30 protein-coding genes are annotated in these 26,748 nt (G+C 71.1%); 20 read left to right on the top strand and 10 right to left on the bottom strand.

Annotated elements, in window-relative coordinates:
• The first annotated feature begins 458 nt into the window (after positions 1–458).
• The 7 genes from RIN75_RS37330 to RIN75_RS37300 all read left to right on the top strand — a co-directional run bounded on the left by RIN75_RS37330 (position 459) and on the right by RIN75_RS37300 (position 7,373).
• Positions 459–1,700 carry an ABC transporter substrate-binding protein gene (locus RIN75_RS37330; protein WP_309116817.1) on the top strand — a complete coding sequence of 414 codons (1,242 nt, stop codon included), beginning with the start codon at positions 459–461 and terminating at the stop codon, positions 1,698–1,700.
• Positions 1,697–2,644, top strand: a complete 948-nt coding sequence (locus RIN75_RS37325; RefSeq protein WP_309116816.1) for a sugar ABC transporter permease — start codon at positions 1,697–1,699, stop codon at positions 2,642–2,644. The genes RIN75_RS37330 and RIN75_RS37325 overlap by 4 nt, the downstream gene beginning before the upstream one ends.
• Positions 2,644–3,489, top strand: coding sequence for a carbohydrate ABC transporter permease (locus tag RIN75_RS37320; protein ID WP_309116815.1), 846 nt, complete (start codon positions 2,644–2,646; stop codon positions 3,487–3,489). Before RIN75_RS37325 ends, RIN75_RS37320 begins: the two co-directional genes overlap by 1 nt.
• Before the next feature lie 4 nt (positions 3,490–3,493).
• Positions 3,494–4,678: a sn-glycerol-3-phosphate ABC transporter ATP-binding protein UgpC gene (locus RIN75_RS37315; protein ID WP_309116814.1), complete on the top strand. Its 1,185-nt coding sequence runs from the start codon at positions 3,494–3,496 to the stop codon at positions 4,676–4,678.
• A 246-nt stretch (positions 4,679–4,924) separates the two neighbouring features.
• Positions 4,925–5,812, top strand: coding sequence for an SDR family oxidoreductase (locus RIN75_RS37310; protein WP_309116813.1), 888 nt, complete (start codon positions 4,925–4,927; stop codon positions 5,810–5,812).
• A gap of 133 nt (positions 5,813–5,945) precedes the next feature.
• Positions 5,946–6,350 (top strand): hypothetical protein, encoded by a 405-nt coding sequence (locus tag RIN75_RS37305; RefSeq protein ID WP_309116812.1) that lies wholly within the window; start codon positions 5,946–5,948, stop codon positions 6,348–6,350.
• Positions 6,351–6,401: 51 nt separating this feature from the next.
• Positions 6,402–7,373 carry a hypothetical protein gene (locus tag RIN75_RS37300; protein ID WP_309116811.1) on the top strand — a complete coding sequence of 324 codons (972 nt, stop codon included), beginning with the start codon at positions 6,402–6,404 and terminating at the stop codon, positions 7,371–7,373.
• Here RIN75_RS37300 and RIN75_RS37295 read toward each other — a convergent pair.
• Both RIN75_RS37295 and RIN75_RS37290 read right to left on the bottom strand, forming a co-directional pair.
• The gene (locus tag RIN75_RS37295; RefSeq protein WP_309116810.1) at positions 7,370–8,212 is read right to left on the bottom strand and encodes a chromosome partitioning protein ParB; all 843 of its coding nucleotides are present in this window, start codon (positions 8,210–8,212) and stop codon (positions 7,370–7,372) included. The two genes, RIN75_RS37300 and RIN75_RS37295, sit on opposite strands and share 4 nt — an antisense overlap.
• Positions 8,212–8,862: a metallophosphoesterase gene (locus RIN75_RS37290; protein WP_309116809.1), complete on the bottom strand. Its 651-nt coding sequence runs from the start codon at positions 8,860–8,862 to the stop codon at positions 8,212–8,214. Before RIN75_RS37290 ends, RIN75_RS37295 begins: the two co-directional genes overlap by 1 nt.
• A gap of 96 nt (positions 8,863–8,958) precedes the next feature.
• Here RIN75_RS37290 and RIN75_RS37285 point away from each other — a divergent pair, with 96 nt between their 5' ends.
• On the top strand, positions 8,959–10,044 hold the full coding sequence (locus tag RIN75_RS37285; protein WP_309116808.1) for a DUF2332 domain-containing protein: 1,086 nt from the start codon (positions 8,959–8,961) through the stop codon (positions 10,042–10,044).
• A 177-nt stretch (positions 10,045–10,221) separates the two neighbouring features.
• On the opposite strand, the gene corA is transcribed toward RIN75_RS37285, so the two are convergent.
• On the bottom strand, positions 10,222–11,304 hold the full coding sequence (gene corA / locus RIN75_RS37280) for a magnesium/cobalt transporter CorA (RefSeq protein ID WP_309116807.1): 1,083 nt from the start codon (positions 11,302–11,304) through the stop codon (positions 10,222–10,224).
• Positions 11,305–11,581: 277 nt separating this feature from the next.
• Between corA and RIN75_RS37275 the strand changes: the two genes are divergently transcribed.
• Both RIN75_RS37275 and RIN75_RS37270 read left to right on the top strand, forming a co-directional pair.
• Positions 11,582–12,085, top strand: coding sequence for a MaoC family dehydratase (locus tag RIN75_RS37275; RefSeq protein ID WP_121222903.1), 504 nt, complete (start codon positions 11,582–11,584; stop codon positions 12,083–12,085).
• A 1-nt stretch (position 12,086) separates the two neighbouring features.
• Positions 12,087–13,166, top strand: coding sequence for a DUF2332 domain-containing protein (locus RIN75_RS37270; RefSeq protein WP_309116806.1), 1,080 nt, complete (start codon positions 12,087–12,089; stop codon positions 13,164–13,166).
• A 153-nt stretch (positions 13,167–13,319) separates the two neighbouring features.
• On the opposite strand, the gene RIN75_RS37265 is transcribed toward RIN75_RS37270, so the two are convergent.
• Positions 13,320–13,733: an NUDIX domain-containing protein gene (locus RIN75_RS37265; protein WP_309116805.1), complete on the bottom strand. Its 414-nt coding sequence runs from the start codon at positions 13,731–13,733 to the stop codon at positions 13,320–13,322.
• 142 nt (positions 13,734–13,875) lie between these two features.
• On the opposite strand from RIN75_RS37265, the gene RIN75_RS37260 reads away from it, so the two are divergent.
• From RIN75_RS37260 to RIN75_RS37235, 6 genes are all read left to right on the top strand, one after another.
• Positions 13,876–14,034 carry a hypothetical protein gene (locus RIN75_RS37260; RefSeq protein WP_309116804.1) on the top strand — a complete coding sequence of 53 codons (159 nt, stop codon included), beginning with the start codon at positions 13,876–13,878 and terminating at the stop codon, positions 14,032–14,034.
• A gap of 44 nt (positions 14,035–14,078) precedes the next feature.
• A complete protein-coding gene (locus tag RIN75_RS37255; protein WP_309116803.1) occupies positions 14,079–14,639 on the top strand; it encodes a PH domain-containing protein in 561 nt (186 codons plus the stop codon).
• A gap of 14 nt (positions 14,640–14,653) precedes the next feature.
• Positions 14,654–15,511, top strand: coding sequence for a PHP domain-containing protein (locus RIN75_RS37250; protein WP_309116802.1), 858 nt, complete (start codon positions 14,654–14,656; stop codon positions 15,509–15,511).
• A 353-nt stretch (positions 15,512–15,864) separates the two neighbouring features.
• Positions 15,865–16,704: a PD-(D/E)XK nuclease family protein gene (locus RIN75_RS37245; protein WP_309116801.1), complete on the top strand. Its 840-nt coding sequence runs from the start codon at positions 15,865–15,867 to the stop codon at positions 16,702–16,704.
• Between the two features lie 8 nt (positions 16,705–16,712).
• Entirely contained in the window at positions 16,713–17,009 is a 297-nt protein-coding gene (locus tag RIN75_RS37240; RefSeq protein WP_309116800.1) for a hypothetical protein, read from the top strand.
• A gap of 156 nt (positions 17,010–17,165) precedes the next feature.
• Positions 17,166–17,318 carry a hypothetical protein gene (locus RIN75_RS37235; RefSeq protein ID WP_309116799.1) on the top strand — a complete coding sequence of 51 codons (153 nt, stop codon included), beginning with the start codon at positions 17,166–17,168 and terminating at the stop codon, positions 17,316–17,318.
• Between the two features lie 3 nt (positions 17,319–17,321).
• On the opposite strand, the gene RIN75_RS37230 is transcribed toward RIN75_RS37235, so the two are convergent.
• From RIN75_RS37230 to RIN75_RS37220, 3 genes are all read right to left on the bottom strand, one after another.
• Positions 17,322–18,197, bottom strand: a complete 876-nt coding sequence (locus tag RIN75_RS37230; RefSeq protein ID WP_309116798.1) for an alpha/beta hydrolase — start codon at positions 18,195–18,197, stop codon at positions 17,322–17,324.
• A 105-nt stretch (positions 18,198–18,302) separates the two neighbouring features.
• Entirely contained in the window at positions 18,303–19,664 is a 1,362-nt protein-coding gene (locus RIN75_RS37225; protein ID WP_309116797.1) for a PQQ-binding-like beta-propeller repeat protein, read from the bottom strand.
• 81 nt (positions 19,665–19,745) lie between these two features.
• On the bottom strand, positions 19,746–21,377 hold the full coding sequence (locus RIN75_RS37220; RefSeq protein ID WP_309116796.1) for a DEAD/DEAH box helicase: 1,632 nt from the start codon (positions 21,375–21,377) through the stop codon (positions 19,746–19,748).
• Positions 21,378–21,863: 486 nt separating this feature from the next.
• Here RIN75_RS37220 and RIN75_RS37215 point away from each other — a divergent pair, with 486 nt between their 5' ends.
• Positions 21,864–22,544 carry a ferritin-like fold-containing protein gene (locus RIN75_RS37215; protein ID WP_309116795.1) on the top strand — a complete coding sequence of 227 codons (681 nt, stop codon included), beginning with the start codon at positions 21,864–21,866 and terminating at the stop codon, positions 22,542–22,544.
• A gap of 66 nt (positions 22,545–22,610) precedes the next feature.
• Positions 22,611–22,838, top strand: coding sequence for a DUF3107 domain-containing protein (locus RIN75_RS37210; protein ID WP_309116794.1), 228 nt, complete (start codon positions 22,611–22,613; stop codon positions 22,836–22,838).
• 209 nt (positions 22,839–23,047) lie between these two features.
• Here RIN75_RS37210 and RIN75_RS37205 read toward each other — a convergent pair whose 3' ends face one another.
• Both RIN75_RS37205 and RIN75_RS37200 read right to left on the bottom strand, forming a co-directional pair.
• Complete coding sequence (locus tag RIN75_RS37205; protein WP_309116793.1) at positions 23,048–23,359, bottom strand: DUF4873 domain-containing protein; 312 nt, start codon at positions 23,357–23,359, stop codon at positions 23,048–23,050.
• Positions 23,359–24,081 (bottom strand): TetR/AcrR family transcriptional regulator, encoded by a 723-nt coding sequence (locus RIN75_RS37200; RefSeq protein ID WP_309116792.1) that lies wholly within the window; start codon positions 24,079–24,081, stop codon positions 23,359–23,361. Before RIN75_RS37200 ends, RIN75_RS37205 begins: the two co-directional genes overlap by 1 nt.
• A 67-nt stretch (positions 24,082–24,148) precedes the next feature.
• Between RIN75_RS37200 and RIN75_RS37195 the strand changes: the two genes are divergently transcribed.
• Both RIN75_RS37195 and RIN75_RS37190 read left to right on the top strand, forming a co-directional pair.
• Positions 24,149–25,048: a diiron oxygenase gene (locus RIN75_RS37195; RefSeq protein WP_309116791.1), complete on the top strand. Its 900-nt coding sequence runs from the start codon at positions 24,149–24,151 to the stop codon at positions 25,046–25,048.
• Positions 25,045–25,914, top strand: a complete 870-nt coding sequence (locus RIN75_RS37190; protein ID WP_309116790.1) for an alpha/beta hydrolase — start codon at positions 25,045–25,047, stop codon at positions 25,912–25,914. The genes RIN75_RS37195 and RIN75_RS37190 overlap by 4 nt, the downstream gene beginning before the upstream one ends.
• A 183-nt stretch (positions 25,915–26,097) precedes the next feature.
• Here RIN75_RS37190 and RIN75_RS37185 read toward each other — a convergent pair whose 3' ends face one another.
• Positions 26,098–26,742, bottom strand: coding sequence for a TetR/AcrR family transcriptional regulator (locus RIN75_RS37185; RefSeq protein WP_309116789.1), 645 nt, complete (start codon positions 26,740–26,742; stop codon positions 26,098–26,100).
• Between the last annotated feature and the right edge of the window lie 6 nt (positions 26,743–26,748).

Below are 26,748 nucleotides of genomic sequence, written 5' to 3'. Positions count from 1 at the left end.
GCGCCAGCACGTCGCGGTCCAGCCCGGCGCGCTCCAGCCCGGCGCGCTCCAGCCCGGCGCGCTCCAGCCCGGCGCGCTCCAGCCCGGCGCGCTCCAGCCCGGCGCGCTCCAGCCCGGCGCGCCCCAGCCCAGCGCGCCCCAGCCCAGCGCGCCCCAACCCGGCGCACGCCAGCCCAGCCCAGCGCCCCTACCCGGCGCAGCCCTACCAGACGCACCTCACCCGAAGCCCCACCGCGCGCACACCCGACACCCACCGCGCACCCACTCGCCGAACCACAGGTTTGGCACTCGTGATCAGCGGGTAGAGCCGTTCCGGGCTCCGGTGGTTGCGGCACCTGATCATCGGGCCTACGTTCGTTCCACCCGCCGAGCCGTGCCGCGGTCCGGCGGGTGGGGCACGACGAGGTGCCGGGCGGTGCGGTCTGGCTCCTTGAGTTGTCGGGAAGGAGGCAGGGCCGATGAGGCGTCATCGGTTGGCCGCCGCCGGGAGTGCCGTGGTCGTCGCGGCGTCCGCGCTGGCGGGGTGCGGCTCGGGTGACGGCGGGGTCACCATCAACGTCTACAAGTACCCGCAGGAGAACTTCCAGAAGATCGTCGACCGCTGCAACGAGCAGGCCGACGGCTACCGAATCGTCTACCACAAGCTGCCCCGCGAGGCCGACGGCCAGCGCGAGCAGATGGTCCGCAGGCTCGCCGCCGAGGACAGCGGCATGGACGTCCTCGCCCTGGACGTCACGTGGACCGCGGAACTGGCCAAGGCCGGCTGGATCAAGGAGTTCACCGGCTCGGCGAAGTCCCAGGTCGAGAACGGCACGCTGGAGACCCCGCTGAACACGGCCCGTTACGAGGGCCGGCTCTACGGCGCTCCGGACAACACCAACGTCCAACTCCTCTGGTACCGCAGCGACCTCGTCCCCACCCCGCCCAGGACCTGGGACGAGATGATCAAGATGGCCACCGACCTCAAGAACCAGGGCAAACCCGGCCTGGTCGTGGGCCAGGGCAAGCAGTACGAGGGCCTGGTCGTCCTCTTCAACACCCTCGTCAACTCCGCCGGCGGGCAGATCCTCGACGAGAACGGCACCAGGGCCATCATCGACGACAACGCCGTCAAGGCGCTGGAGGTCCTCAAGACCTTCGCCACCTCCCCGGTCGTCGACCCGTCCTTCTCCAACGCCGCCGAGGACGACGCCCGCCTGGCCATGGAGAACGGCAAGGCGGCCTTCCAGCTCAACTGGCCCTACGTCTACGCCGCCGCGCAGAAGAACCCGACCCTCGCGCCCAACTTCAAGTGGGCCCCGTACCCGTCGATCAACGGCGACGAGGCCAAGGTGACCGTCGGCGGCATCAACTACGCGGTCAGCGCGTTCACCGAGCACTCCGAGCAGTCGTTCGACGCCGTCATGTGCCTGCGCAGCGCGGAGAGCCAGAAGTTCGCGGCCATCAACGACGGCGTCCCGCCGACCATCGAGTCGGTCTACGACGACCCGGAGATGGCCAAGCCGTACCCGATGAAGGAAGCGATCCTGGAGACGCTGAAGGGCGCGAGCGTCCGCCCGCGCACCCCGGCCTACCAGAACGTCTCGACCGTCATCTCCACCATCCTGTCGCCCCCCGCGAGCATCGACCCGAAGGCGACCGCGGACCGGCTGCGGCAGGAGTTGCAGGACGCGCTCGACTCGAAGGGGGTGCTGCCGTGAGCCACGCACTCACCACGGAGACCAAGGAGAAGCCCGGACCCTCCCCGAAGGCCAAGGCCGCCCTGTCCGAGGGCAAGAAGGCCGAGCGCCGCCTGGGGCTGCTGCTCTGCGCGCCCGCGATCCTGGTGATGGCGGCGGTCGCCGGGTGGCCGATCATCTACTCGGTCTGGCTGTCCCTCCAGCGCTTCGACCTGAAGTTCCCGGACCGGGTCGAGTTCGTCGGCCTGGACAACTACGTCACCGTCCTGTCCAACTCGTACTGGTGGAACGCCATGTGGATCACGATCGTGATCACCGTGGTGTCCGTCCTGATCGAGCTGGTGCTGGGCATGGCGCTGGCGCTGATCATGCACCGCACGCTGGTCGGCCGGGGCATCGTGCGCACGTCCTCGCTGATCCCGTACGGCATCGTCACCGTCGTCGCCGCGTTCTCGTGGCGGTACGCGTGGACGCCGGGCACCGGCTACCTCGCCGAGATCGTGGCCGGTGGCGAACCCGTGCTGACCGAGAAGATCCCGGCGGTCATGGTGGTGATCCTGGCCGAGATCTGGAAGACCACGCCGTTCATGGCGCTGCTGCTGATGGCGGGCCTGGCCCTGGTGCCCGACGACCTGCTCAAGGCCGCCGCGATGGACGGCGCGAACGCGTGGCAGCGGTTCATCAAGGTCATGGTGCCGGTGATGAAGCCCGCGATCCTGGTCGCGCTGCTGTTCCGCACCCTCGACGCGTTCCGCATCTTCGACAACCTGTTCGTGCTCACCGGCGGTTCCCAGGGCACGTCGTCGGTCTCGATGATCACCTACAACAACCTGATCAAGGGCCTGAACCTGGGCATCGGCTCGACCATGTCGGTGCTGATCTTCATCGCCGTGGCGATCATCGCGTTCATCTTCATCAAGCTGTTCGGCACCGCGGCGCCGGGCAGCGACAACGGGAGGCGCTGATGGCAGGCGTCGGCGGCGCCGAGACCACGGGCCGCAAGGCCCGCTGGACGGTGCTCAACATCCTCGTCGTGGTCTACGCGCTGTTCCCCGTGCTGTGGATCGTGTCGCTGTCGTTCAAGTCCAAGGCCACCCTCGCGGACGGCAACTTCATCCCGCGGGAGTGGACCCTGGACAACTACGCGGCGATCTTCTCCACCACGGAGTTCGTGCGGGCGCTGGTGAACTCGATCGGCATCGCGCTGATCGCCACCGCCATCGCGGTCGTGTTCGGCACCATGGCCGCCTACGCGATCGCCCGCCTGGACTTCCCGGGCAAGCGGTTCCTGGTGGGCGTCTCGCTGCTGATCGCGATGTTCCCGCAGATCTCGCTGATCTCGCCGCTGTTCCAGATCGAGCGGTCGCTGGGGCTGTTCGACACCTGGCCCGGCCTGATCCTGCCCTACATCACCTTCGCGCTGCCGCTGGCGATCTACACGCTGTCGGCGTTCTTCCGCGAGATCCCGTGGGAGCTGGAGAAGGCCGCGAAGATGGACGGCGCGACCCCGGGCCAGGCGTTCCGCCGGGTCATCGCGCCGCTGGCCGCGCCGGGCGTGTTCACCACGGCCATCCTGGTGTTCATCTTCTGCTGGAACGACTTCCTGTTCGCGATCTCGCTGACCTCCACCGAGAACTCGCGCACGGTCCCGGTGGCGCTGTCGTTCTTCACCGGCAGCAGCCAGTTCGAGGACCCGACCGGGTCGATCGCCGCCGCCGCGGTGGTCATCACCATCCCGATCATCCTGTTCGTGTTGTTCTTCCAGCGTCGGATCGTCGCCGGTCTGACCTCCGGCGCCGTCAAGGGGTGAAGCAATGGCCGAGATCGTGCTCGACAAGGTGACCAAGCAGTACCCGGACGGCGCCGTGGCCGTGAAGGACGTGGACATCGAGATCGCCGACGGCGAGTTCATCATCCTGGTCGGCCCGTCGGGCTGCGGGAAGTCCACGACGCTGAACATGATCGCCGGGCTGGAGGACATCACGTCCGGCGAGCTGCGCATCGGCGGCGAGCGGGTCAACGAGCGCGCGCCCAAGGACCGGGACATCGCGATGGTGTTCCAGTCCTACGCGCTCTACCCGCACATGACGGTGAAGGAGAACATGGCCTTCCCGCTGCGGCTGGCGAAGGTCGACAACGCGACCGTGGAGAAGAAGGTCCGGGACGCCGCCGAGATCCTGGACCTGACCCAGCACCTGGACCGCAAGCCGTCGAACCTGTCCGGCGGTCAGCGGCAGCGCGTGGCGATGGGGCGCGCGATCGTGCGCAGCCCCAAGGCGTTCCTCATGGACGAGCCGCTGTCCAACCTGGACGCCAAGCTGCGCGTGCAGATGCGGACGTCGGTGTCGCGGCTGCAGAAGCAGCTGGGCACCACCACCGTGTACGTCACGCACGACCAGACCGAGGCGATGACCCTCGGCGACCGGGTCGTGGTGATGCGCGGCGGGGCCGTGCAGCAGGTCGGCGCGCCCCAGTTCCTCTACGACCACCCGGCGAACCTGTTCGTCGCGGGGTTCATCGGCTCGCCGTCGATGAACTTCGTGCCCGCCGGGCTGGAGAACGGCGTGCTGCGCTCGGCGCTGGGCGACGTCCCGCTCACCGACCGGGTCCGCGGCCTGCTGGCGGGCGCCGACGCGCCCCGCGAGGTGATCATGGGCCTGCGCCCGGAGCACTTCGAGGACGCCCGGCTGGTCGAGGAGCACCTGCGCGGTGGCGGGGTCACGTTCACCAGCAACGTGGACGTGCTGGAGTCCATGGGCTCGGACAAGTTCGCCTACTTCAGCCTGTCCGGCGAGCAGGCCACCTCGCAGGAACTGGCCGAGCTGGCCGCCGACGCGGGGTCGGCCGACGTGCCCGGCGGCGGGGTCTCCCTGGTCACCCGCATCTCGGCGGCCTCGACGGCGACCGAGGGTGAGCAGGCGGAGATCTGGTTCGACGCCGACAAGGTCCAGCTGTTCGACCCCGACACCGGGCGCAACCTCACGTATTCCACCGAGTGATTGCCGCCGGGGGCCGCCCGACGTGCGCGGACGGCCCCCTTTTGGCGCTTGTCACGCGGAGTTACTGACCAGCCAAGACCATAGGTCGGGACGAACTCCATAGGCCATTCAGCGCAGCAAAGCCGCATCTCGCCGCTTTCGCGCCGCTTTCGCTTCTGTCGGTCACCACCCTGGTCGAAGGCGGGGATAACCCCGATCGACCGCTTCGGGGTAGGGGAGACCGCCGAGCACAGAAGAGAGCGCGCGATGGGGATTCTTGACGGAAAAGCAGTCGTGATCACCGGTGCGGGGCGGGGGCTGGGCGAGGCCTACGCGATGCACGCCGCGCAGGCCGGCGCCGCCGTGGTGGTCAACGACGTGGACGCCGACCTCGCCGAACAGGTCGCGGAGCACATCCGGGCCTACGGCGGGCGGGCGGTGGCGAGCACGCACACCGTGACCGACCCGACCGAGGCCGAGAAGATCGTGGGAATGTGCGTGACCGAGTTCGGGCGGCTCGACGGCCTGGTGAACAACGCCGGGCTGAACTACGAGACCCAGTCGTGGGATGACGACCCGGAAACCGTGCGCCGAACGGTCGAGGTGAACCTGCTGGGTGTCATATACACCGGTATCGCGGCGATGCGGGTGATGCGCGAACAGGGCAGCGGTTCCATCGTGAACATTTCCTCGGGCGCGTTCTTCGGGCAGCGCAAACTGGCCACCTACGCGGCCACCAAGGGCGCGGTCGCCTCGCTCAGCTTCTCGTGGGCGCTGGACCTGGAGACCGAGGGCGTCCGGGTGAACGCCGTGTGCCCGGTCGCCCACACCCGCATGGTGTGGAAATCGGAGCGGTCCCTGCGCGCGATCCCGGCCGACCGCACACCCGGCAAGGTCGCGCCGCTGGTGCTGTTCCTGCTCAGCGACGCCGCCGAGGGCATCACGGGCCAGATCGTGCGCTGCAACGGCCGCCAGCTGCACCTGGTGGGCCATCCCTACTTCAAGCAGCCGATCCTGGAGAGCGACTGCTGGGACACCACGTCGGTGAAGCGGGCGTTCGACGGCGTCCTCCAGGCCCACCTGGAGCCGTTCGGCCTGGAGAAGCGCATGCCCCCGCGCCTGCGCGAACTGGTGGAACCGGGCCGCACGGCCTGATCCCCTCGTGACGGGACCGGACCACCCCCGCGCGGTGGCCCGGTCCGGCCGGTGCCGGGCGCGCCGACCGCCACAGGGGGTGCGGTCGGCCGTCCGCGCCGGTGATCCACGCAGGTCACGCATACTGTCGCGGATGTCCTCCGAGAGACCCTGGCGCGTGACGCTGCACGACGACGACGTGACCACGTTCCCCGTCGTCGTGCCGGAGCCCGGCCTGCTGCGCCGCAACTCCGCGTCCGGGGTGGCGCGCCGCGTGTTCCCCGACGCCTACCGCGACCGGGCCGAGTCCGCGGACTTCCGCGCCCGGCACCGCGAACGCTTGCGCGACACCGGCCCGGCGATGCGCGCCGCGGAGTCCTGCCTGACGGGGTCCCCGTTCGTGCTCGACGCGGACGGCGTGGACGACTGGATCAGCACCATGGGCTTTCTGAGCAAGCTCCGGTCCCCGCTCGACGGTGCCCTGACGTCGGTGAACGGGAGCTGGTACACGCACATCCAGCCCCGTTTGGTGCCGGCCGCCGACCCGGCCCTGGCTTGATCACTCGGACGGCTGAGTGAAACGGAACGGGCCGGTGTCACCATCGGAAGTGTGGGGACGCGCAGGCCACGGGTGACGGACTGGCGGCTGGTGGTCCAGTCGCGGTTGGACCGCGTCCGCGCCGACCTCGCGGCCCTGGGTCCGCCTGACCCGCTCGACCCGGAGAGCCGGCAGTGGCGCGAGGTGGCCGAGCAGGAGGCGGCCGTCGTCGACGACATGATCAACCGGGAGGAGTCGCGGCTGCGGACGGTCGCCTCGTGGTGGTCGGGCTGGCACATCGAGCGGGCGTGGCGGTCGTTGCACGAGGCGGAGATCGCGGTCGTCGCGGCCGGGGACGGGTTCCTCGGGCGGCTGCCGGGGTTGAAGGCGCGGGTCGCGGAGAACCTGGACGAGGACGACCCGAGGCGGGTCGCGCTGGAGGAGCTGCGGCCGGGCGAGTTCCCGTTGTCCATCGAGCGCGAGATCGTGGTGGACGCGCTGCGGGCGGCGTTCGACAAGTCCGACTTCGCCCACGCGGGGTCGCGGGCGTTGCGGAACAAGCTGATCGCGGCGTCGTTCGTGCTGTTCGTGGTGAACACGCTGCTGGGCATCATCGGGCTGGTGAAGCCGGGGCTGATCCCGATGTGCGTGGGTTCGGAGCGGCTGCCGACGGTATGCCCGTCGGGGCGGACGGCGGCGGGCGCGGACGTGTGGCTGATCCAGGTGCTCGGCGCGTTCGGCGCGATCCTGTCGGCCGTGGTCCTCCTGCTGCGCCGCCGCCCCAGCCTCTCGCCGTACGTGATGATCGGCTACCAGGCCACCATCAAGATCCTGCTCGGGGCGGCCTTGGCGGTGATCGGCATCCTGGCCCTTGGCGCGGGTGTCACGACGGGCTTGATCGGCGTGGCGTCCCAGGCGGCTTTACTCCTGTGGGCCGTGATCCTGGGCTACTCACAGCAGATCGCCACCCGCCTCCTCGACAGCTACACCGACCGCGTCATGGACCAAGCCCGTCCGCTCCCCAGACTCGAAGGCCAGCGCTAGCGGCGGCGTGAGCGGAGGGCGTCGATCACGTCCGGGTCCCAGCGGTGGGTGCGGATCAGGCGGTAGCGTTCGGCGGCGACCCACATGTAGGCCTCGGTCTCCGTGCGGTCCCCCACCAGGTGGGCCTGGCGCAGCATCTCCACCACCGGCACGTACTCCTCCCGGTACCACCGCATCGCCACCGTCGCCCGGTCCAGGAACGCGCCCTCGTCCTGCATCAGGCGGAACCCCCACGCCTCGACGTGCTCGCCGAGTTCGGCGTAGTCCCACGGGTCCGACAGCAGCACCTCCGCCCTGGCCTGGCCGGACAGCGGCACACGCTCCAGGAACAGCCGGCGGTAGTCCTTCACGATCAGGTCGCCCCGGTGGCGGATGCCGTGGGCCGCGATCCGGGTCACCACCTCCGTCACGTACGCGTCGATGGTCTCCAGACCCAGGGCGTGCGCGACCGACACCCGGTGGTGGCCGTCCTGGACGAAGTGCAGGTCGCCCACCCGGTACACCTCGATCGGCGGCACGGACTCGCCCCGCCGCGCCGCCAACGCCAGGCGCTGCCAGCGTTCGCGGGTCCGGGCGGAGGTGGGGCGGAATCGGCGGTCGAAGTCCCGCGTCCGGTCGACGCTGCCGACGATCGAGTCCAGGCGGACGGTCTGCAGCCCCAGCCTGCGTTCGCTGACCACCCCCAGCGCCTCCACGACCTCGTGGAACGGCAGCATGATGTTGACGTCGTCGGGCTCCCGGCGCAGCCACGCCGCCAGCCGGGACAGCACCTGCCGGCGGCGGGCGCGCAGGAAGTCGTTCTCCGCGTCGGCTTGCGGGAAACCGGTGTCCCGGCGCATCAGGGAACCTCCAACACCTTGTACCCCACCACGTTCACCACCCGGGTCCGGCCCAGGTGCCGGTCGGGTTTCGGTGCCCCGTGCGGGTGGATGTGGCCGTGCAGCAGCAGTGTCGGGCGCAGCCGGCGGACGCCGTCGTGCAGGCAGGCGAACCCCCGGTGCGGCGGGTCGGGCTCGTCGCCGCAGTCCAGCGGCGGCGAGTGGGTGAGCAGGACGTCGACGTCCCGCCCGTCGCGCAGCTTCCGCCACGCCGCCAGCCGGGTCAGCCGCCGCAACCGGCGCGCCTGCTGGCGCTCGGTCCACTGGTTCGGCCCCTCGTTGTACCGGATCGACCCGCCCAGCCCGGCGATCCGCAGCCCCGCCACGTCCACCACCGCGCCGTCGGCGTTGACCCCGCCCGCCGGACCGGGCCAGCGCGCCGGCAGCCCCGCCCGCGTCCACAGCCCGCGCACGTTGGCGTACCCGGACAGGTCCACGTCGTGGTTGCCGGGCACGAACACGCACGGCCGGTCCAGCGCCGAGGACAGGAACTCGAGGTAGTCGAACGGCAGGTCGCCCGCCGCGACGACCAGGTCGACGTCGTGGCGCCGCACCTGTTCGGTCCACAGCTGCTCGACCACCTCGTCCGCCACCGCGAGCACCCTCGGCATCCGTCGAGCCTAAGCGGAAAGCCGGCTGCCGACGAACCGGTGGAACCGGTGTTTCCCCTGGTGCCGCACGGGGAAATCCGGTCTACCGTGCGAGACGTGCTCGCCGAGCTGTTCCTCGACGCCGCCGCCCTCTGCCGCGACCGCAGCCCGCTCACCCACACCCTGCTGGTGTCGGCGGCGGAGGACCTGACGCGCGGCGGGACCACCGCGAAGGTGATGGCGGGCAGCGAGTGCGACCGCAAGGGCAGCGTGCCGGGACTGCGGTTCGCGAGCGCCCTGCACCGCCTGGTCCTGGAGGGCCGCGCGCCGACCCTGGCCAAGCACTACCCGACCGTCGGCGGCGAACCGCACCTGCCGACGCTGTGGGCCGACGCGCTGCCCGTCCTCGACGAGCACGCCGACGAACTCCGCGCGCTGATCGCGTCGACCGTCGTGCAGACCAACGAGCCGGGCCGCAGCGCACCGCTGTTCGGCGGCCTGCACACGGCCACCCACCTGGCCGCCGAGGCCGCGGGCCGGCGGACCCCGTTCTGCGTGAAGCTGCTGGAGGTCGGCGCGTCCGGCGGCCTGAACCTGCGCCCCCACCGCGTCGCCTACCGCTTCGGGGACACCGTGCTGGGCGACCCGGGCAGCCCGCTGGTCCTGGACACCGGCTGGACCGCCCGCCCGCCCGTCGACCTGACGCACAGCCTGCGCCTGGTCGGCCGCGCCGGCTGCGACCTGAACCCGGTCGACGTGTCCACCGAGGAAGGCCGGTTGCACCTGTCGTCGTTCGTGTGGGCCGACCAGCTGGCGCGCTGGGACCGCCTCCAGGCCGCCCTCGACCTGGCCGTGCTCGACCCGGTCCCGGTGCGCCGCGCCGCCGGTCCGGAGTGGCTCGCCGACCAGCTGGCCCAGCCGGAACGCGACGTCCTCACCGTCGTCTGGCACTCGGTGGTCTGGCAGTACGCCTCCCCGGCCGACCGTGCCATGGGCCGCGCGATCCTCGCCGACGCCGCCGCCCGGGCCACGCCGATGGCCCCGCTCGCCCTCCTCGTCTTCGAACCCCGCCGGACCCACGACCAGACCCGGTACGAGTTCCAGCTCCTGCTGAAACTGTGGCCGGGCGGGGTTTCGCTGCGCCTGGGCGCGGGCGCGGGCCACGGCATCCCGTTCGAGTGGAACACCCAGCCGTGGGCGTGAACACGCGCAGCGCGCCGGAACAGCGCGCTGCGCGGCGAAAAGGGCTCAGTTGCCGGTGGCGATCAGCACGGTGACCGTGGTCAGCCAGCCGATGAGGAAGGCGACGATCCAAAACCGCAGGTTGGTGAACATTCTGGTCATGTCGGGGCATCCCGTCGGGGTCGGGGTGGAAGGGGGCTACAGCCAGCGGTTCCGACGGAATATTCGGTACAGGGTCAGGCAGGCGACCAGGATCACCGCGATCACCATGGGGTAGCCGTACTTCCAGCGCAGTTCCGGCATGAAGTCGAAGTTCATGCCGTACACGCCGACCACCATCGTGGGGACCGAGATGATCGCGACCCACGCGGAGATCTTGCGCATGTCCGAGTTCTGCTGGAGCGTGATCTTCGCCAGCGTCGCGTTCACCAGCGTGGTGAGCAGCTCGTCGAAGTTGATCACGCGCTCGGACACCTCGGTCAGGTGGTCGTCGACGTCGCGGAAGTACGACCGGACCTGCTCGGGGATCAGGGGCGTGTAGCCCTCGGCCAGCCGGCGCAGCGGGACGGCCAGGGGCATCACCGCGCGGCGCAGTTCGAGGACTTCGCGCTTCATCAGGTAGATCTGGTCGGCGCTGACCCGGCTGCGGGGCGCGAACACCAGGGCTTCCATCTGGTCGATGTCGTCCTCGATGTGGTCGGTCACGTCGAGGTAGTTGTCGACCACGTGGTCGGCGATGGAGTACAGCACCGCCGCCGGCCCCACCTTGAGCCGCTCGGGCTCGGCCTCCAGCTCGCGGCGCACCACGGCCAGGCCGGAGTGGTTGCCGTGCCGGACGGTCACCACGAAGTCGCGGCCGAGGAAGACCATGACCTCGCCGCTCTCCACGATCTCGTTGGCCGTGTCGGGCGACGCGTTCTGCACGTACCGGACCGTCTTGAGCACCATGAAGAGCGTGTTGTCGTACCGCTCCAGCTTGGGGCGCTGGTGGGCGTGCACCGCGTCCTCGACGGCCAGCTCGTGCAGGCCGAACGTCTCGGCGACGCCCTGGATCTGCTCCTCGTCGGGCTCGTGCAGGCCGATCCACACGAAACCTTCGCCGCGCCCGCGCACCTCTTCGACGGCGTCGGTGTGCGACCACCGGCCGGGCAGGCGCTCGCCGTCGACGTAGACCCCGCAGTCGACCACGTACGCCGACAGCGGCACCGGGATGGGCACCGCCGGGCGGTCGCGGTCGGGCACGCGGCCTCTCAGGCCGCCGAGCGAGGGCAAGCTGGGCACGAGTCCTCCAGTGGGGGGCGTCGGCTGCACGACGAAACGCGACGGCACGTCCCCGACCGGGTGTTGCTCCGGGCCCTAGAAGATCGACCCTCCGCTGAGGACGCGCGAGGTACTCGCAGGATGGGGGTCGTTACTCATCGGTAGTCCTCACCTCCTCGGGTCGGTCGTCCGCGGCGGTGGAGTCGCTCACAGACCGGTTGCCGAGGGTACTCCTCCCGAGTTCACACTGTCGTCCCGGTCGTGAGGGTTCTCGATCACAAGCCAACGGAGGCGTGCGGTGCAGTTCGGGCGTTACTACGAGGAGTTCGAGGTCGGCGCGGTCTACAAGCACTGGCCTGGCAAGACGGTCACGGAGTACGACGACCACCTGTTCTGCCTGCTCACCATGAACCACCACCCGCTGCACATGGACGCGCACTACGCGGCGGAGACCACCGACTTCGGCAAGAACGTCGTGGTCGGCAACTACATCTACTCGCTGCTGCTGGGCATGTCCGTGCCGGACGTGTCGGGCAAGGCGATCGCGAACCTGGAGATCGAGTCGCTGCGGCACATCAAGCCGACCTTCCACGGCGACACCATCTACGGTGAGACGGAAGTGCTCGACAAGACCCCGTCGAAGTCCAAGGACGACCGCGGCGTGGTCTACGTGGAGACGCGCGGGTACAAGCAGGACGGCACGGTCGTCTGCGTGTTCCGGCGCAAGGTGATGGTGCCCAAGCGGTCCTACGGCGACGCTCGCGGTGGCGAGCAGCCGGGCAGGCCCGAGCCGAAGGAGTGAGATGACCTCCGTGGACCTCGCGCGGCAGCGACTGGCCCGCTTCGCCGAGCTGGAGGCGCACGGCGTCTCCCCGCTCTACGAGCACCTGGCCGCGCACGCCGCCGAGGACCCGGAGGTCGCCGGCCTGCTGACCGCCGCCCCGGAGCGCTTCGCCCACGCGACGCTCCTGCTGGCGGCGGCGCACCGGCTGGTCCAGGCCGAACCGTTCCACGAGCTGTCGAACTACTACCCGTCGCTGGGTGGCACGTACGGACCGGACGAGGGCACGTGGCCGCTGTTCCGGTCCTTCGTGCTGGACCGCGCCGACCGCATGCGCGAACTGATCTCGGCCCGCTCGACCCAGACCAACGAGGTCCGCCGCGCGGCGCTGCTGTACCCGGCGGTGGCGATGGTGAAGGGACCGGTCGGCCTGCTGGAGGTGGGTTGCTCCGCGGGCCTGCTGCTGGGTCTGGACCAGTACGCGTACCGGTACCAGACGCAGGAGGCGGGCCAGCTGGTCGCCGGTCCGGCGAAGGCCGCGGTGGGCGTCCACTGCGCGCTGGAACTGGCGCCCGGGGCGACGCTGCCGAAGATCCCCAAGACGGTGAAGGTCGGGGCGAAGGTCGGCCTGGACCGGGCGCCCGCGGACCTGGCCGACGAGGACACCTACGCGTGGCTGGAGGCCTGCGTCTGGGCCGACCAGCCCGAGCGGCTGCGCCTGTTCGGCGTGGCGGCGGCCGTGCAGCGCAAGTCGCCGCCTTCCCTGGTCGCCGGTGACGCCGTCGCGGACCTCGGGAAGGCCGCGGCCCTGGTGCCCGCCGAGCTGCCGCTGGTGGTGATCACCAGCAACGTCCTGCCGTACGTGCCCGGCGACGAGTTCGTCGCGGCGCTGCGCGGCCTGGACCGGCCCGCGTGGTGGGTCAGCCACGAGGGCTACGCGGCGGGTCTGGAGCACGTGCTGCCCGGCCGGGACGACCTGCGGGCCGACGAGTCGGCCTTCGGGGTGCTCGGGCTCGCGCGGATCGAGGACGGCGAGGTCCGCTCGGCCAAGGCACTGGGCAAGACGGCCCTGCACGGCCAACGCCTGACCTGGCTGCTGTGACATCGGCGCCGCCTCCGGCGTCGCGGCGAGGCCGCCTGAAAGTCGGCCCATCGCGGCGGGTTTCCTCCGATCGAAGGGCGTGATCGGAGGAAACCCGCCGCGACAGACCGACGCGGCCTCGCGGGGCGGTGGGACCCGATCGGGCGAAGTCGATCAGGTCCGGGGGAGCTGTCCCCAGGCCTCCAGGGTCGCGTAGAGGCCTTCGGAGAGCGGAAGTGTGTCCAAGATCGCACCCGTCACCCATCGGACCTCGGCGGCGTCGTCCCCCGCTCGGAGCACACCGGATCGCACCTGGCAGGCGTAGTCGTGGATGTCGTACACGCCGTGCACCGCCGGTCGGGTGACGTTCCCTATCAACTCACCCACCGTCACCAGGAGACCGGTCTCCTCACGGATTTCGCGGATCACCGCCGTCCGGTCGTCCTCGCCGGGCTCGACTCGTCCACCCGGTATCGACCACTGTCCCTCACCTGGGGGATTGGCCCTTCGCACGAGTAGCAGTCGCCCGTTCGAGTCATGCACGATGCCGCCGACACAGCGGATCAAGGGGGCTCCATCGGCCGTCATGGTGACTCAGTGTAGTCACCCCGGAACGGCGGTGCAGGGCGCTGACCCAAGTGCGGTACAAAACTCCCAAGGTGCCGCGTGGTGCGGTACAACGGTTTTCACTGGCGCCAAACGGGTGCGGTAGCGAACGGGGTTGATCACCGTGAATCTGAAGAAGATTCTCACCTTCGCCGGGGTCGGCTTGCTCCTGTTCTTCCTCATCGCGGAGCCGAACCAGGCGGCTCAGCTGGTGCAGAACATCTTGGGCACGCTGCGGGAAGCTGCTGAGGCGCTCATCACCTTCGTGAAACAATTGTTCTGAGGCAGGCGCCCGGCACCTCCACCCACGGCGAAGGGTCCACCGGCATGTTCGCACCACGTGACCCCGACGAGTACCTGCTCCCGACGGAGCGGCGGGTCATCCGGGTCCGCAGGCACTGGAGCAGCCTGCTCTGGGATCTCCTGGAGGCGGCGGCGCTGCTCGCCGGCTGCATGATGATCTCGTACCTGCTGCCCCAGAACCTGGGCGTGGTCCAGAACATCCTGTGGTACGCGGCGCTGTTCGTGCTGCTCAGGCTCACCTACTTCGTCATGGAGTGGTGGGTGGAGCGCATCGTCGTCACCGACAAGCGGTTCATGATCTCCTCGGGGGTCTTCGAGACCAAGGTGGCCATGATGCCGATCAGCAAGGTCACCGACCTCACCTACGAGCGCTCGGTGCTCGGGCGGATGTTCGGCTTCGGCACCCTGATCGTGGAGTCGGCCGGTCAGATCCAGGCGCTGAACCGGATCGAGTACCTGCCGAACCCCGAGGAGGTCTACGACGCCATCTCGGAGCTGACCTTCGGCGACAAGAAGGCGCAGGCCGAGCGGTTCTCGATGATCAAGGCGCAGCGGGCGGCGCGCGGGAAGAAGATGGTGCCGTAGGTCAGACTGGGTGGGTGCGCATCGACCTGCACACCCACTCGACCGAGTCCGACGGGACCGACACGCCCGCGCAGCTGGTGACCGCCGCGGCGGCCGCCGGCCTGTCCGCGGTGGCGCTGACGGACCACGACACCGCGGCCGGCTGGGCCGAGGCGGCGGCGGCGCTGCCCCCGGGCCTGAGGCTGGTGCGCGGCGCGGAGCTGTCCTGCGCGTCCGACAACGGTTCCGGGCGGACGATCACCGTCCACCTGCTGGCCTACCTCTACGACCCGACCTCGCCGGCGTTGGTCGAGGAGCAGTTGCGGCTGCGCTTCGAACGGCGGCAGCGGCTGCGCAAGATGGCGCTGCGCATGGTGGAGGACGGGTTCCCGATCGACCCGGACGAGCTGATGGCGTCCATGCCCACCGACGCTCCGGCGGGCCGACCACACCTGGCGATGGCACTGATCCGGGCCGGCGTGGTGTCGACGGTCGACGAGGCTTTCGCCCGCTACCTGACCGGCGGCCGGTACTACGTGCCGCGGACGGACACACCGGTCGCGCGGGCGATCGAGATGATCGCCGAGGCCGGCGGGGTGACGGTCTTGGCCCACCCCTTCGCGTCGTCCCGCGGCCCGATCGTCTCCGAGCAGGTCCTGGCCGACTTGACGGACTTGGGCCTGACGGGCGTGGAGGTGGACCACCCAGACCACGACCCGGCCACCCGCGCCCGCCTGCGCGGCCTGGCGGACGAGCTGGGCCTGTTGGTCACGGGTTCTTCGGACTACCACGGCACCAACAAGACCGTGAAGCTGGGCGCCGAGACAACGTCCCCCGAGGTCCTGGACGCCTTGGCCGACCGGGCCACCGGCTCCAAAATCCTGGTCGGCTAACTCCTCCCTGCTCGCCACCCCTAAAACTGTCGTACCCCCGCGCGACAATGGAACCGGGGGCCGGAGGCCGCCCCCACCACACCAACCACCCCCGCCACCACAGCCTCGCTCCCACACCCACCCACCGCTGCGCCAACCCTCCCTCGCCCGCCCACCGCTGCGCCAACACTCCCGCGCCCGCCGGGCCGCGCCACCCTGCCGCGCCTACCGCGCCGGGCAGGCCGCGCCTCGCCCGGCCTGCCCGCCCCGCTCTGGCGCCCGGCCCCGCTCGCCCTTCCACGCCGGCCCGCCGGCCCCGCCACTACAGACAGCCGCTGGGTTGACTGTCGGGGTACCTGGGTAGCGTTGTGAGCGTGGCGGATCAGTTGGGGTTCGACTTCGGGGTCATGCCGAAGAAGTTGGTCAAGGTGACGCCGGCGAAGCTCGCCACCTGGGCTGATTGCCCGCGGCGCTTCCGCATGGCCTACCTCGACCGGCCCACCCCGCCCCGCGGCGGGGCCTGGGCGCACAACACGCTCGGGGCCGTGGTGCACAACGCGCTCAAGGCCCTGTTCGACCTGCCCGCGGAGAAGCGCACGCCGGAGCAGGCCGTCGCGCTCCTCAACCGGCAGTGGAAGGACGAGGGGTTCCGGGACGCCGAGCAGGCCGCCGTCTACCGCACCCGCGCCGAGGGGTGGGTCCGGGACTACGTGGCCGACCTCGACACGTCGATCGAGCCGATCGGGATCGAGCGGTGGGTCTCGACACCCACTCAGCGGATCGTCGCCGAAGGGCGGGTCGACCGGATCGACCTGCGTGACGGGGAGCTGGTGATCGTCGACTACAAGACCGGCCGGCACGCGTTGACCGTGGACGACGCTCGCGGCTCGCAGGCGTTGGCCTTGTACGCGCTCGCCGCACGGCGTACCTTGCGCAAGCCGTGCCGACGGGTCGAACTGCACCACCTGCCCACCGGCACGGTGGCGGTGTGGGAGCACACCGAGGAGAGCCTGGCGCGGCACGTCTCGCGGGCCGAGGAGTCCGCCGACGAGTTGGGGCTCGCGAGCGACACCCTCGCCGCGGGCGGCGACCCGGAGATCCTCTTCCCGCCCCGCACCGGCAACCAGTGCACCTGGTGCGACTTCCGCCGCAGCTGCCCGGAAGGGCAGCAGGCGGCCCCGACACTCGATCCGTGGGCGCTCCTCGCGCCGTAGGGAGACACGTGACACAGGTGGAGACCGAACCGCGGCTGCTTCGGGTGTGGCGCGGTGTCAGCGGCGCGGTGGCCGTGGGTCTCGTGCTGCTCGCGTTGGCGTTGCTCGGGGTGCAGGTCTACGCGGGGACCCGTGAGCTGCACGGTCCGGGCGTCGACATGGTGGTGGGCCACGTGGTGGCGGGACTGGTGGCCGTGGTGGGCCAGGTCGTCGCCGACCGGGCTCGGCGGTGGGTGGCCGCGGGGGCCGGCCTCGGGGTGCTCATGGTCGGTGCGCTGGTGTTGTGGGTCTACTGGTGGGCCTGAGTCAGGACGCGTACTCGCTGCGGATCAGGCCGGCGGAGGGCCGCCATGATGGCTTGGGCGCGGTTCGATGCGCCGAGCTCCTCGTAGAGGCGTGAAACGCAGGTCCTGGCGGTTGAAGCTGGCCGGTGTCCTGGGGGCGGCGCTGGGCCGGCCGGGGTGGCCGGATCTGGTGTTGGCGGCGCGCCGGCCTTCGTTCTGCCGGCTCTGACGACCCTGGCGCTGCTCGCGGCGCGGCGGATCACCGTGCGGGACGAGTTGGCGTTCGGCCCGTTCATGCTGGTCGGGGCACTGATCGCGATCGCCGTCTAGCGGTCAGGCCGAGAGCCAGGCGCGCCACGTCGGCAGGAGGGTCGCCAGGAGTTCTTTCGGGGCCTCGGTGTTGGGGGAGTGCATGACGCCCTTCAGGACCGCGAAGTCGGCGTCCAGGCGTTCGGCCATGTCCCGCTGGCCCGCCGCCGACCAGGCGTCGTCGAGTTCGCCGCACACGACCAGGCACGGGATGCAGGCCGCGCGCAGGGTCCGGGCCAGCTTGGCCACCAGGTCCGGCTCGGTGCGCAGGGAGTCGCCCATGCCGAGCAGGCCCGCCGGGGTGGAGCGCAGGAAGCGTTCCCGGTAGAAGTCCTTCAGCTCCTGCGGCATCAGCGACCACCTCGGGTGCAGGGCGGCGCGCACCTCGTTCAGCCGCTGCGAGGCCTCGATGCCCTGCTCCCGGAGGGTGATCTCGCCGTAGTCCAGCGCCGTGCGGCGTTCGCCCGGCGGGAGTTCGGACGGGCCGGAGGACAGCAGCGTCAGGCCGGAGATCGGCGCGCCGGCCAAGACGGCCGCGCGGGCCACCAGGCCGCCGTAGGAGTGACCCAGGAGCAGGACCCGGCGGCCTTCGGCGGTCAACTTGCCGACCAGTTCCGCCAGCGCCGCGCCGAGCGGACCCGGGCGGTAGTCGGCTTCGGCGGTGGGGCCGGCCGACTCGTACTGGCCGGGCAGGTCGATCGCGACGACCTCCAGGCCCGCGTCCGCGATCGGGTCGATCATCGGTGCGAAGTCCTCTTTGGACCCCGTGTAGCCCGGTACCAGCAGCGCCGTCGCACCGAGGTCGACGCCCGCGGCGGAGGCGCGCAGGGCGGCCACCGGGCCGTAGCGGCCCGGCAGGTCGACCCGCTGCGCGCGGTGAGGGCTGAGCTGGGAGTACACGCTTCGAAGTGTGCCGCACGACGCGGCCTCGTGCGTGGTCGAATCGGCACTCGCCGGGGACGCGCTGCGGTGCGTCCCCCGGCGAGTGGCGGAGCGTGAGCGGGGTCAGCGCAGGGCGACGAGGGTGTCGCCGCGCTGCTCCAGCACGATGGGGCCTTCCGTGGCCATCTGCACCGGACCGTCGTAGCCGCCCCGGTCGACCGGGATGCGGCCCGCCTCCTGGCCGGTGAGCTGGTCCACCACGGCCAGCGCGCCGGGCACCGGCACCAGGACCCGGCCCGCGAGCGTCGTGCCAGGACCCTTGGACGGCATGGACCACACCGGCTTCAGGTCGACCAGGGACAACGCGACCGTGCGCGACCCGGTGAACCAGTAGACGTTCGCCGTGCTGGTCATGGTCGGCACCACGCGGCCGGGCGGGTCACCCGCCAGCTCGTCGGCGGTGACCTCGACCGGGTAGTCCGCGACCAGGCTGCCCGAGTCGGTGTCGAACACCTGCACCTTGCCGGGCACCGCGACGGCCACCCGGTTGCCGCTCACCGCGATCACCCGCGCGCCCTTGGCGCCGATGATGACGGTGCTGAGCACCTGCGGCTCGTCGGACTTCTCCGGGTTGGGCTTGAGCACGGTCAGCCGGTCCGACGGGTCCTGCGCGTAGCAGCGCTCGACCACCGCGAGCTTGCCGCCGGTCACCGCGAACGACCCGTACTGGCAGCCGGGCCGGGGCTGCTTGTTGGGGTTCACGATGGCCCGCAGCGTGCCGTACTCCAGCGAGCGGACCAGGTCGTCGCGGCGGTAGACCTCGAAGTAGGTCTCGCCGGTGGTGGCGACGTGCGAGCCCTCGTTGAGCAGGCGGGTGTCGAGGGCGGCGTCGCCGTTGCGCTGCGGGCCGCGCTTGCCGGACGCGGCGTCCAGCGTGGTCAGCTCCGAGCAGTTGGTGTCCTTGCGGTAGAGCGCGAACACCCGGCCCCACGCGGTGCTGACCGTGCACAGCGGCCAGTCGCGGCTGTACCGCCAGCGGACGTCGCCGGTCACCGCGTCCCGGCCGACGACCTCGCCACCGTCGCCGGTCACCACCACGGAGTCGAGGCTGACCGGTTGCTGGGTGGCGCCGCTGGGCGCGCGCCACACCTCGCCCATGGACGGCGGCAGCACCGTCACCGGCGGCAGCGGCGTGACCTGGCTCGGACCGGTCTGCGACACGGTGTTCCGGGCGTCGCTGAACGCCCACACCAGCAGGCTCGCCGCCAGCACCCCGACCACCAGCAGGGTCAGCGCGATGTAGTCCCCGCGCCGCCGCCAGGACCGCGCGGGCAGCACCGGCTCGTCGTCGACCGGTGGGGTGTGGTCGCCGCCCAGGACGTCCTCACCGGGCGCGTGCCCGGTCTCGTGCTCGGCCGGTCCGTCTTCGGTCGTGGTGTCCACGACGACCCGACTGTTCGACTCCGCCTGCTCCGGCTGACCCACTGCCCGGCTCCCGCTGCGTTTCGGTGGGGTGATCTGTCCGGCCACATGCTGCCGCACGTGGCCGGTGATCCGTGTAAGGCGTCAGTCTGCCGACGCGGTGGCGTCGGCGGAACCGCCGGTCTCCACACCGGAGCGGCGGCGACGACGGCGGCGGGGGCGGTCCGAAGAGCCCTCGGCGGCCTGCTCGGACTGGGCCGGGGCCTCCGAGGTCGGGGTCTCGGCGGTGTTCTCGCCGTTCACGACGACCCCGCCGCGGCGGCGGGTGCGGTTGCGGGTGCGGCGGGGGCGGGTGGTGTCCTCCGACTGCTCCTCGGCCTGCGGGGTGTCACCCGACGTCGAGGCGGAGCCCGAACCGGAGCTGCGGCGGCGGCGCTTGCGCTTGCCCTTGCCGCCGCTGAGGTCCTCCTCGACCTCCGCGTCCAGCCCGGCGCGGGTGCGCAGGCCCAGCGGGAGGCGGCCGGTCGAGCCGGCCGGGATGTCCAGGTCGGCGAACAGGTGGTCGGACGTCGAGTACGTCTCCACCGGCTCCGGCTTGTCCAGGCCCAGCGCGTCGCTGATCGACTTCCAGCGCGGGATCTCGTCCCAGTCCACGAGGGTGACGGCGACACCCGTGCGGCCCGCGCGACCGGTGCGGCCGATGCGGTGCACGTAGGTCTTCTCGTCCTCCGGGCACTGGTAGTTGATCACGTGCGTGACGCCCTCGACGTCGATGCCGCGCGCGGCCACGTCGGTCGCCACCAGGACGTCGATCTTGCCGCTGCGGAACGCCCGCAGCGCCTGTTCGCGCGCCCCCTGGCCCAGGTCGCCGTGGACGGCGGCGGCGGCGAAACCGCGTTCCACCAGCTCGTCGGCGACCTTCTGGGCGGTGCGCTTGGTCCGGGCGAAGATCATCGACAGGCCGCGCTCGCGGGCCTGGAGGGCGCGGGCCAGCAGCTCGGTCTTGTCCAGCGCGTGGGCCCGGTAGACGAACTGCTCGGTGCGCTCGTGGATCGCGCCGGCGTCGTTCTCCTCGGCCCGGACGTGCGTGGGCTGGTTGAGGAACGTGCGGGCCAGCGTGATGATCGGGCCGGGCATGGTCGCCGAGAACAGCATGGTCTGCCGCTGGTCGGGCACCATGCGCAGGATGCGCTCGATGTCGGGCAGGAAGCCCAGGTCGAGCATCTCGTCGGCCTCGTCCAGCACCAGGCCGCGGACCTTGCCCAGCACCAGGTGGCGCTGCTCGGCGAGGTCGAGCAGGCGGCCCGGGGTGCCGACGACCACGTCAACGCCCTTGCGCAGGGCCGCGATCTGCGGCTCGTACGGCCGGCCGCCGTAGATGGCCAGCACGCGGACGCCCAGGTGCTTGGACGCGTCGGTCAGGTCGTGGGTGACCTGGAGGCACAGCTCGCGGGTCGGGACGACCACCAGCGCCTGCGGGGTGCCATCACCCGGCACGGTGATGCGCTGGAGCAGCGGGATGCCGAAGCCCAGGGTCTTGCCGGTGCCCGTGCGGGCCTGCCCGATGACGTCGTCACCGGCCAGGGCCAGCGGCAGCGTCAGCTCCTGGATGGCGAAGGCCCGCTCGATGCCGGCCTCGGCCAGCGCCCGGACGATCTCCTCGCGCACACCCATCTCGGTGAACGTGGGGGAGTCGCTGCGGACCGGCGCGTTCGCGACCAGCGGGTGGGAGGTGTCCTCATCGGGCACTCCGGCCTCGGAGTGCTCGAGGGCCACCGGATCAAGATGCGTTCGTTCGTTCGTCGCGGTCAGGATGATCGCCTCTCTCGTACCAGCGCGCACGGCCTGTACGGGCCGCTCGACCACGCCTGCCGCCTCTCGGCCGTGGGGAGCGGCCGGGCAGTGGCGCGGGAGGGCCTGCGAGGTATGCGCGCACCCTCTCCGGGCGGCACGGTGCCGCCGTAGTTTCAGCCTGCGGCACCGCTGCGAGCCCCCACTGGGCCGCGCCGCGCCGGGCGTCAAGGGGCGAGTCTACCCGGCGACTAGGCCGATCGGGGTGGAACAGGCGGAGTACCTGCGGCTTCCCACGCGTGGCCTGTTGCCAACACCACTGTGTTGGATGGCGCCGCCTCCGGCGTCGCGGGCGGGGTCGCCGGGGAGTCGGCTCGTCGCGCCGCGTTTCCCGCCGACCGAAAAGCGTGATCGTCGGGAAAGGCGACGCGACAAGCCGACGCGGCCCCGCCGGACACTAGGCTGCTCGGCATGGGTGAGGCGGAGGCGGGTCAGACGGTGGTGTCCGGGCAGGTGGCGGAGGGCGTGGTCGACCTCCTCGGCGCGCTCGCGTACGGCGAGCTGTCGGCGTTCGACCGGTTGGCCGAGGACGCGCGGACCGCGCCCACCCTCGCCGGCCGGGCGGACCTGTCGGCGATGGCGGCGGCCGAGATCGGGCACTACACCCTGATCGAGAAGTACCTGGCTGCCCACGGCCACTCGGTCGAGGACGCGATGCGCCCGTTCGTGTCGGGCTTCGACGCCTTCCACGCCTCCACCGCGCCCAAGTCGTGGCACGAGTCGCTGGTCAAGGCCTACGTCGGCGACGGGCTGGCGGCGGACTTCTACCGCGAGGTCGCCGGGTGGCTCGACGACGAGCCGACCAAGGAACTCGTGCTCGCCGTGCTGGCCGACACGGGGCACTCCGCGTTCGCCGAGCGCGAAGTCCGGGCGGTCTGCGAGAACGACCCGAAGGTGAGGGACCGGCTCACTCTGTGGGGTCGCCGGCTGCTCGGGGAAGCGTTGACGCAGGCCCAGTACGTGGTGGCGGAGCGCGATCCGCTGGCCGAGCTGATCGTGCGCGGCTCCGGGGACCTCGCGGGCATCGCGGCGCTGTTCCGGCGGCTCCAGCAGAGCCACACGCGCCGCATGACGGCCCTCGGCCTCGGCTAGGGTTGGTTTCGACAGTTGTCGGACCGCCGCCGCAAGCCGGTGGTCCACGCGTGTACGGAGGTCAGCGTGGAGGTCAGGGTCGGCGTCGCGGACAGCCCGCGTGAGCTGGTGGTGTCGAGCGCTCTTTCCCCCGACGAGGTGGAGACGCAGGTCGCGGACGCGCTGAAGGCGGGCAGCGGTCACCTCACGCTGGTCGACCAGAAGGGCGCCCGGTTCGTGGTGCCCTCGGCGCGCATCGCGTACGTGGAGATCGGGCCGAGCGACTCGCGTCGCGTCGGTTTCGTCGCGGACTGAACGAGCTTTCGAACGACGAGAGGGGCACCCGCCGCGGGTGCCCCTCTCGTCGTTCTTGCAGGTCGGCGCTACTCGTTCAAGCCCGGGAGCGAGGGCGCGTCGTCCTGACGCGGCGCGTTTCCCGCCGATCAGCTCTTCCGATCGGCGGGAAACGCGGCGCGATGGGCCGACTCTCAGGCGGCCTCGCCGCGACGCCGGAGGCGGCGCAATCAAACGCGGAACGGCGGGGTGGAGATCCCCGCGACGCGGTAGCGCGACCAGGGGTCCGGGTCGGTCAACTGGCCGGTCGCCGAACCGTCCGGGGTGCGCAGCAGCGCGGTCCGCGCACCGCCCTCCACCAGCTCGGTGACCTGCTCGTTCGCCGCGACCCGGCCGTACCAGTGGTACCGCCCGTCGATGGGCTGGAAGTACCCGCGCAGCGCCACCTCGACCGGCACCTCGCGCTGGTCGAACACCAGGACCGCGGACCCGGTGTAGCCGTCCTCGTGGTGCTCCTCCTGCTCCTCGTGCTGCACGGACATCACGCCTCCTCGCCGTTGACGAGCCGCAGCCGGGCGGGCTCGGTGGAGAAATCGGTGGTCAGCGGCGCGTCCGGGTCGAGTTCGATGCCCGCGGAGCGGAGCAGGCCGTCGATGGCGTGCCAGATGATGGTGGTCAGGTAGTCGCTCAGGCTCGCCCGCGTCATGGACTGGCGCTCCAGCCACCAGTCGCCGGCGTTCTGCACCATGCCGACCAGCGCGTGCGCCCACGGCTCGGCGCCGCCGGAGTCCATGTCGAACGCGCGCAGGTAGTCGCCGAGCAGCCGGGCCAGGGCCGCCGCGATCAGCTCCTTGTCCTCCTGCACCACGTCCTGCTCGACCGGCCGGTCGGCGAAGGACTTGCGCACCACGAACCGGTACAGGTTCGGGTTGTCCTCGATGACCGTCAGGTACGCGTCCACGATCCGGCGGATGCGGGTGCGGATCGGGCCGTTCTCGGCGATCGCCGGGACCATCGACTCCATCAGCAACTCGGTGCCCCGCCGCCCGACCGCCAGGTACAGGTCGGACTTGTCGGTGAAGTGCCGGTACAGCACGGGTTTGCTGACTCCCGCCTCGGCGGCGATCTCGTCCATCCCCACGTCGGGGCCGTGCCGGGCGACCGCGCGGATGGTCGCCTCGACGAACTCCGCCCGGCGCGCCTCGCGGTGCCCCTTCCAGCGCTCCCGACGTGCGTCCGTTCCGCCCTTGACAGTTCGAGCCATGTGACGCACGCTACCAGAAGTAACTGTTACCTCAAGTCACAGATAAACCCGAGCGGGGAGGGACCCGATGACGAGGACCTTGAAGGTCGCCGATCGCGAGAAAACCGCCGAGCGGCTGCTCAACTCCTCGGCTGACAAGTTCTACGACCCCGAGGTCGACATCGACTGGAACGCGCCGCTGGTCGAGGGCCTGCGCTACACCCCCGAGCACCGGTGCTCCCTCTACGGCACCGCGCTGTGGGAGCGCATGTCGGAGGAGCAGCGGATCGACCTGTCCCGCCACGAGGTCGCCAGCGTCGCCAGCGTCGGGCTGTGGTTCGAGATCCTGCTCATGCAGATGCTGCTCAAGGAGGTCTACCGGTCCGACCCGACGACCAAGCACGCGCAGTACGCGCTGACCGAGGTCGCCGACGAGTGCCGGCACTCCACCATGTTCGCCCGCATGGTCGAGCGCATCGGGTGCCCGCCCTACGGCCCCCGCCGCTACACCTACCACCTGGCCAAGCTGCTGCCGGTGATCGGCTACGGCCCCGCGCTGTACGGCTCGATCCTGGTCGCGGAGGAGATCCTCGATAAGCTCCAGCGCGAGACCATGGTCGACGAGACCGTCCAGCCGCTGGTGCGGATGGTCAACCGCATCCACGTGCTGGAGGAGGCGCGGCACGTGCGGTTCGCCCGCGAGGAGGTCGTGCGCGGGATGCAGACGATCACCAAGAAGGAGCTGCCGTTCCAGCGGTGGCTGCTCGCGACGACGTCGATGTTCGTGACTCGGTCGATCATCAACCCCGAGGTGTACGCGGCGGTCGGCCTGGACAGGGACGAGGCGCACAAGGCGGCCCTGTCCAACCCGCACTGGCACGAGACGATCCAGTGGGCGGGCAAGGGGATCATGAAGTTCCTCGACGACAACGGTCTCGTCGGCAAGCCGGGGATGCGCGCGTGGCGCCGGTCGTTCCTCATCGGATGAGCGCCCCCTGGGAGCCGGGCCACCGGTTCGTGACCGCGGACGGCACCGCCCTGCACGTGGTGGACACCGGTCCGCGCGACGCCGACGTGACCACCGTGCTGGTGCACGGGTGGACGCTGGACCACACGTCGTGGGACCACGTCGCCCCCGCGCTGCCCGGCCGGGTCCTGCGCTACGACCACCGCGGACATGGCGGATCCGCGGCGGCGACGGCCCAGGACGCGACCATCGCGCAGTGCGCGGACGACCTGGCCGAGCTGCTCGCGGCACGGGTGCCCAAGGGGCGCATCGTGTTCGCCGGGCACTCGATGGGCGGCATGACGCTCATGGCGCTGGCCGAGCGGCACCCCACGCTGCTCGACCGCGTCGCCGGGGTCGTGTTCGTCGCGACCTCGTGCGGTGAGCTGTCCGGCTCGACGCTCGGGCTCCCGGGCCTGCTGGGCCGGGTGTTCCTCGCCGGCGAGGCCGCGTCGAACCGGCAGCTCGCGAAGCTGAAGCGGGCGCAGTTGTTGCAGCGCACGGAGGTGTTGCGGCCGGGGCTGCGGTGGCTGCTGTTCGGCAAGCGGCCGTCGTGGGCGGACGTGGCGTCGACGGCGGCGATGGTCGGCCGGTGCAACCCGGTGGCCATGGTCGCGTTCCGCGAGTCCCTCAACGACCACGACCGGAAAGCTGCTTTGAAGGAGTTCGCCGGGATTCCCAGCGTGGTCTTGGCGGGTGGGGCGGACAAGCTCACCCCGCTGCGGCACGCGCGCACCATTGCGGACGAGTTGCCGGGCACAGAATTGGTGATCTACCCGGGAGCGGGGCACATGCTGCCGCTGGAGAGATCAGCAGAGGTCACAGCACACATCACCGCGCTGCTGTGAACAGGGAAGAGGGCCGGTCGCGGGGGACCGGCCCTCTTCCGGGCTGCCGGCCACCACGCGAGGCCGCGTCGGCCTGTCGCGTCGATTTCCCGCCGACCAGCTTCACCGATCGGCGGGAAATCGACGCGATGGGCCGACTTTCAGGCGGCCTCGCCGCCGCGACGGAGGCGCCGGTCATTCAACTCAGTGCTGGAGCGGGAAGCCGCCGCCGATGCCGCGCCAGGCCAGGTTGGAGATCAGCGCGACCGCGTCCTCCTTCGGGACCTTGCGGTCGTCGGCCAGCCACGAGCGGGCCGTCACCTGCGAAAGGCCCACCAGGCCGACGGCCAGCAGGCGCGCGCGGTCCTCGTCGAGGCCGGTGTCGGCGGTGATGGTCTCGGTGATCGCGTCCACGCTCTCGGTCGTCGCGCGCTCGACCGCCTGGGCCACCGCGGGCTCGCCGCGCAGGTCCGACTCGAACACCATCCGGAACGCCTGGCCCTCGCCGTCCACGAAGTCGTAGAACGCCGCGACCGTCGCCTTGACCCGCTGCTTGTTGTCCGTGGTGGACGCCAGCGCGCCGCGCACCCGGTTCACCAGCTCGTCCACGTGGGACTCGAGCAGGGCCATGTACAGCTCGAGCTTGCCCGGGAAGTGCTGGTAGAGCACCGGCTTGCTGACGCCCGCGCGCTCGGCGATCTCGTCCATCGCGGCGGCGTGGTAGCCGTTGGTCACGAACACGTCCTGCGCCGCGGCCAGCAACTGGGCACGCCGGGCGGTGCGTGGGAGGCGGACCCCTCGTCCCGCGCCGCCGTTGTGCCCGACCGTGGTCTGGGCCGTCTCCGTCATGGTGCC

Source organism: Saccharothrix sp. (assembly GCF_031180885.1).
Taxonomy (GTDB): domain Bacteria; phylum Actinomycetota; class Actinomycetes; order Mycobacteriales; family Pseudonocardiaceae; genus Actinosynnema.
This window is presented reverse-complemented; position numbering and strand designations above follow the sequence as displayed.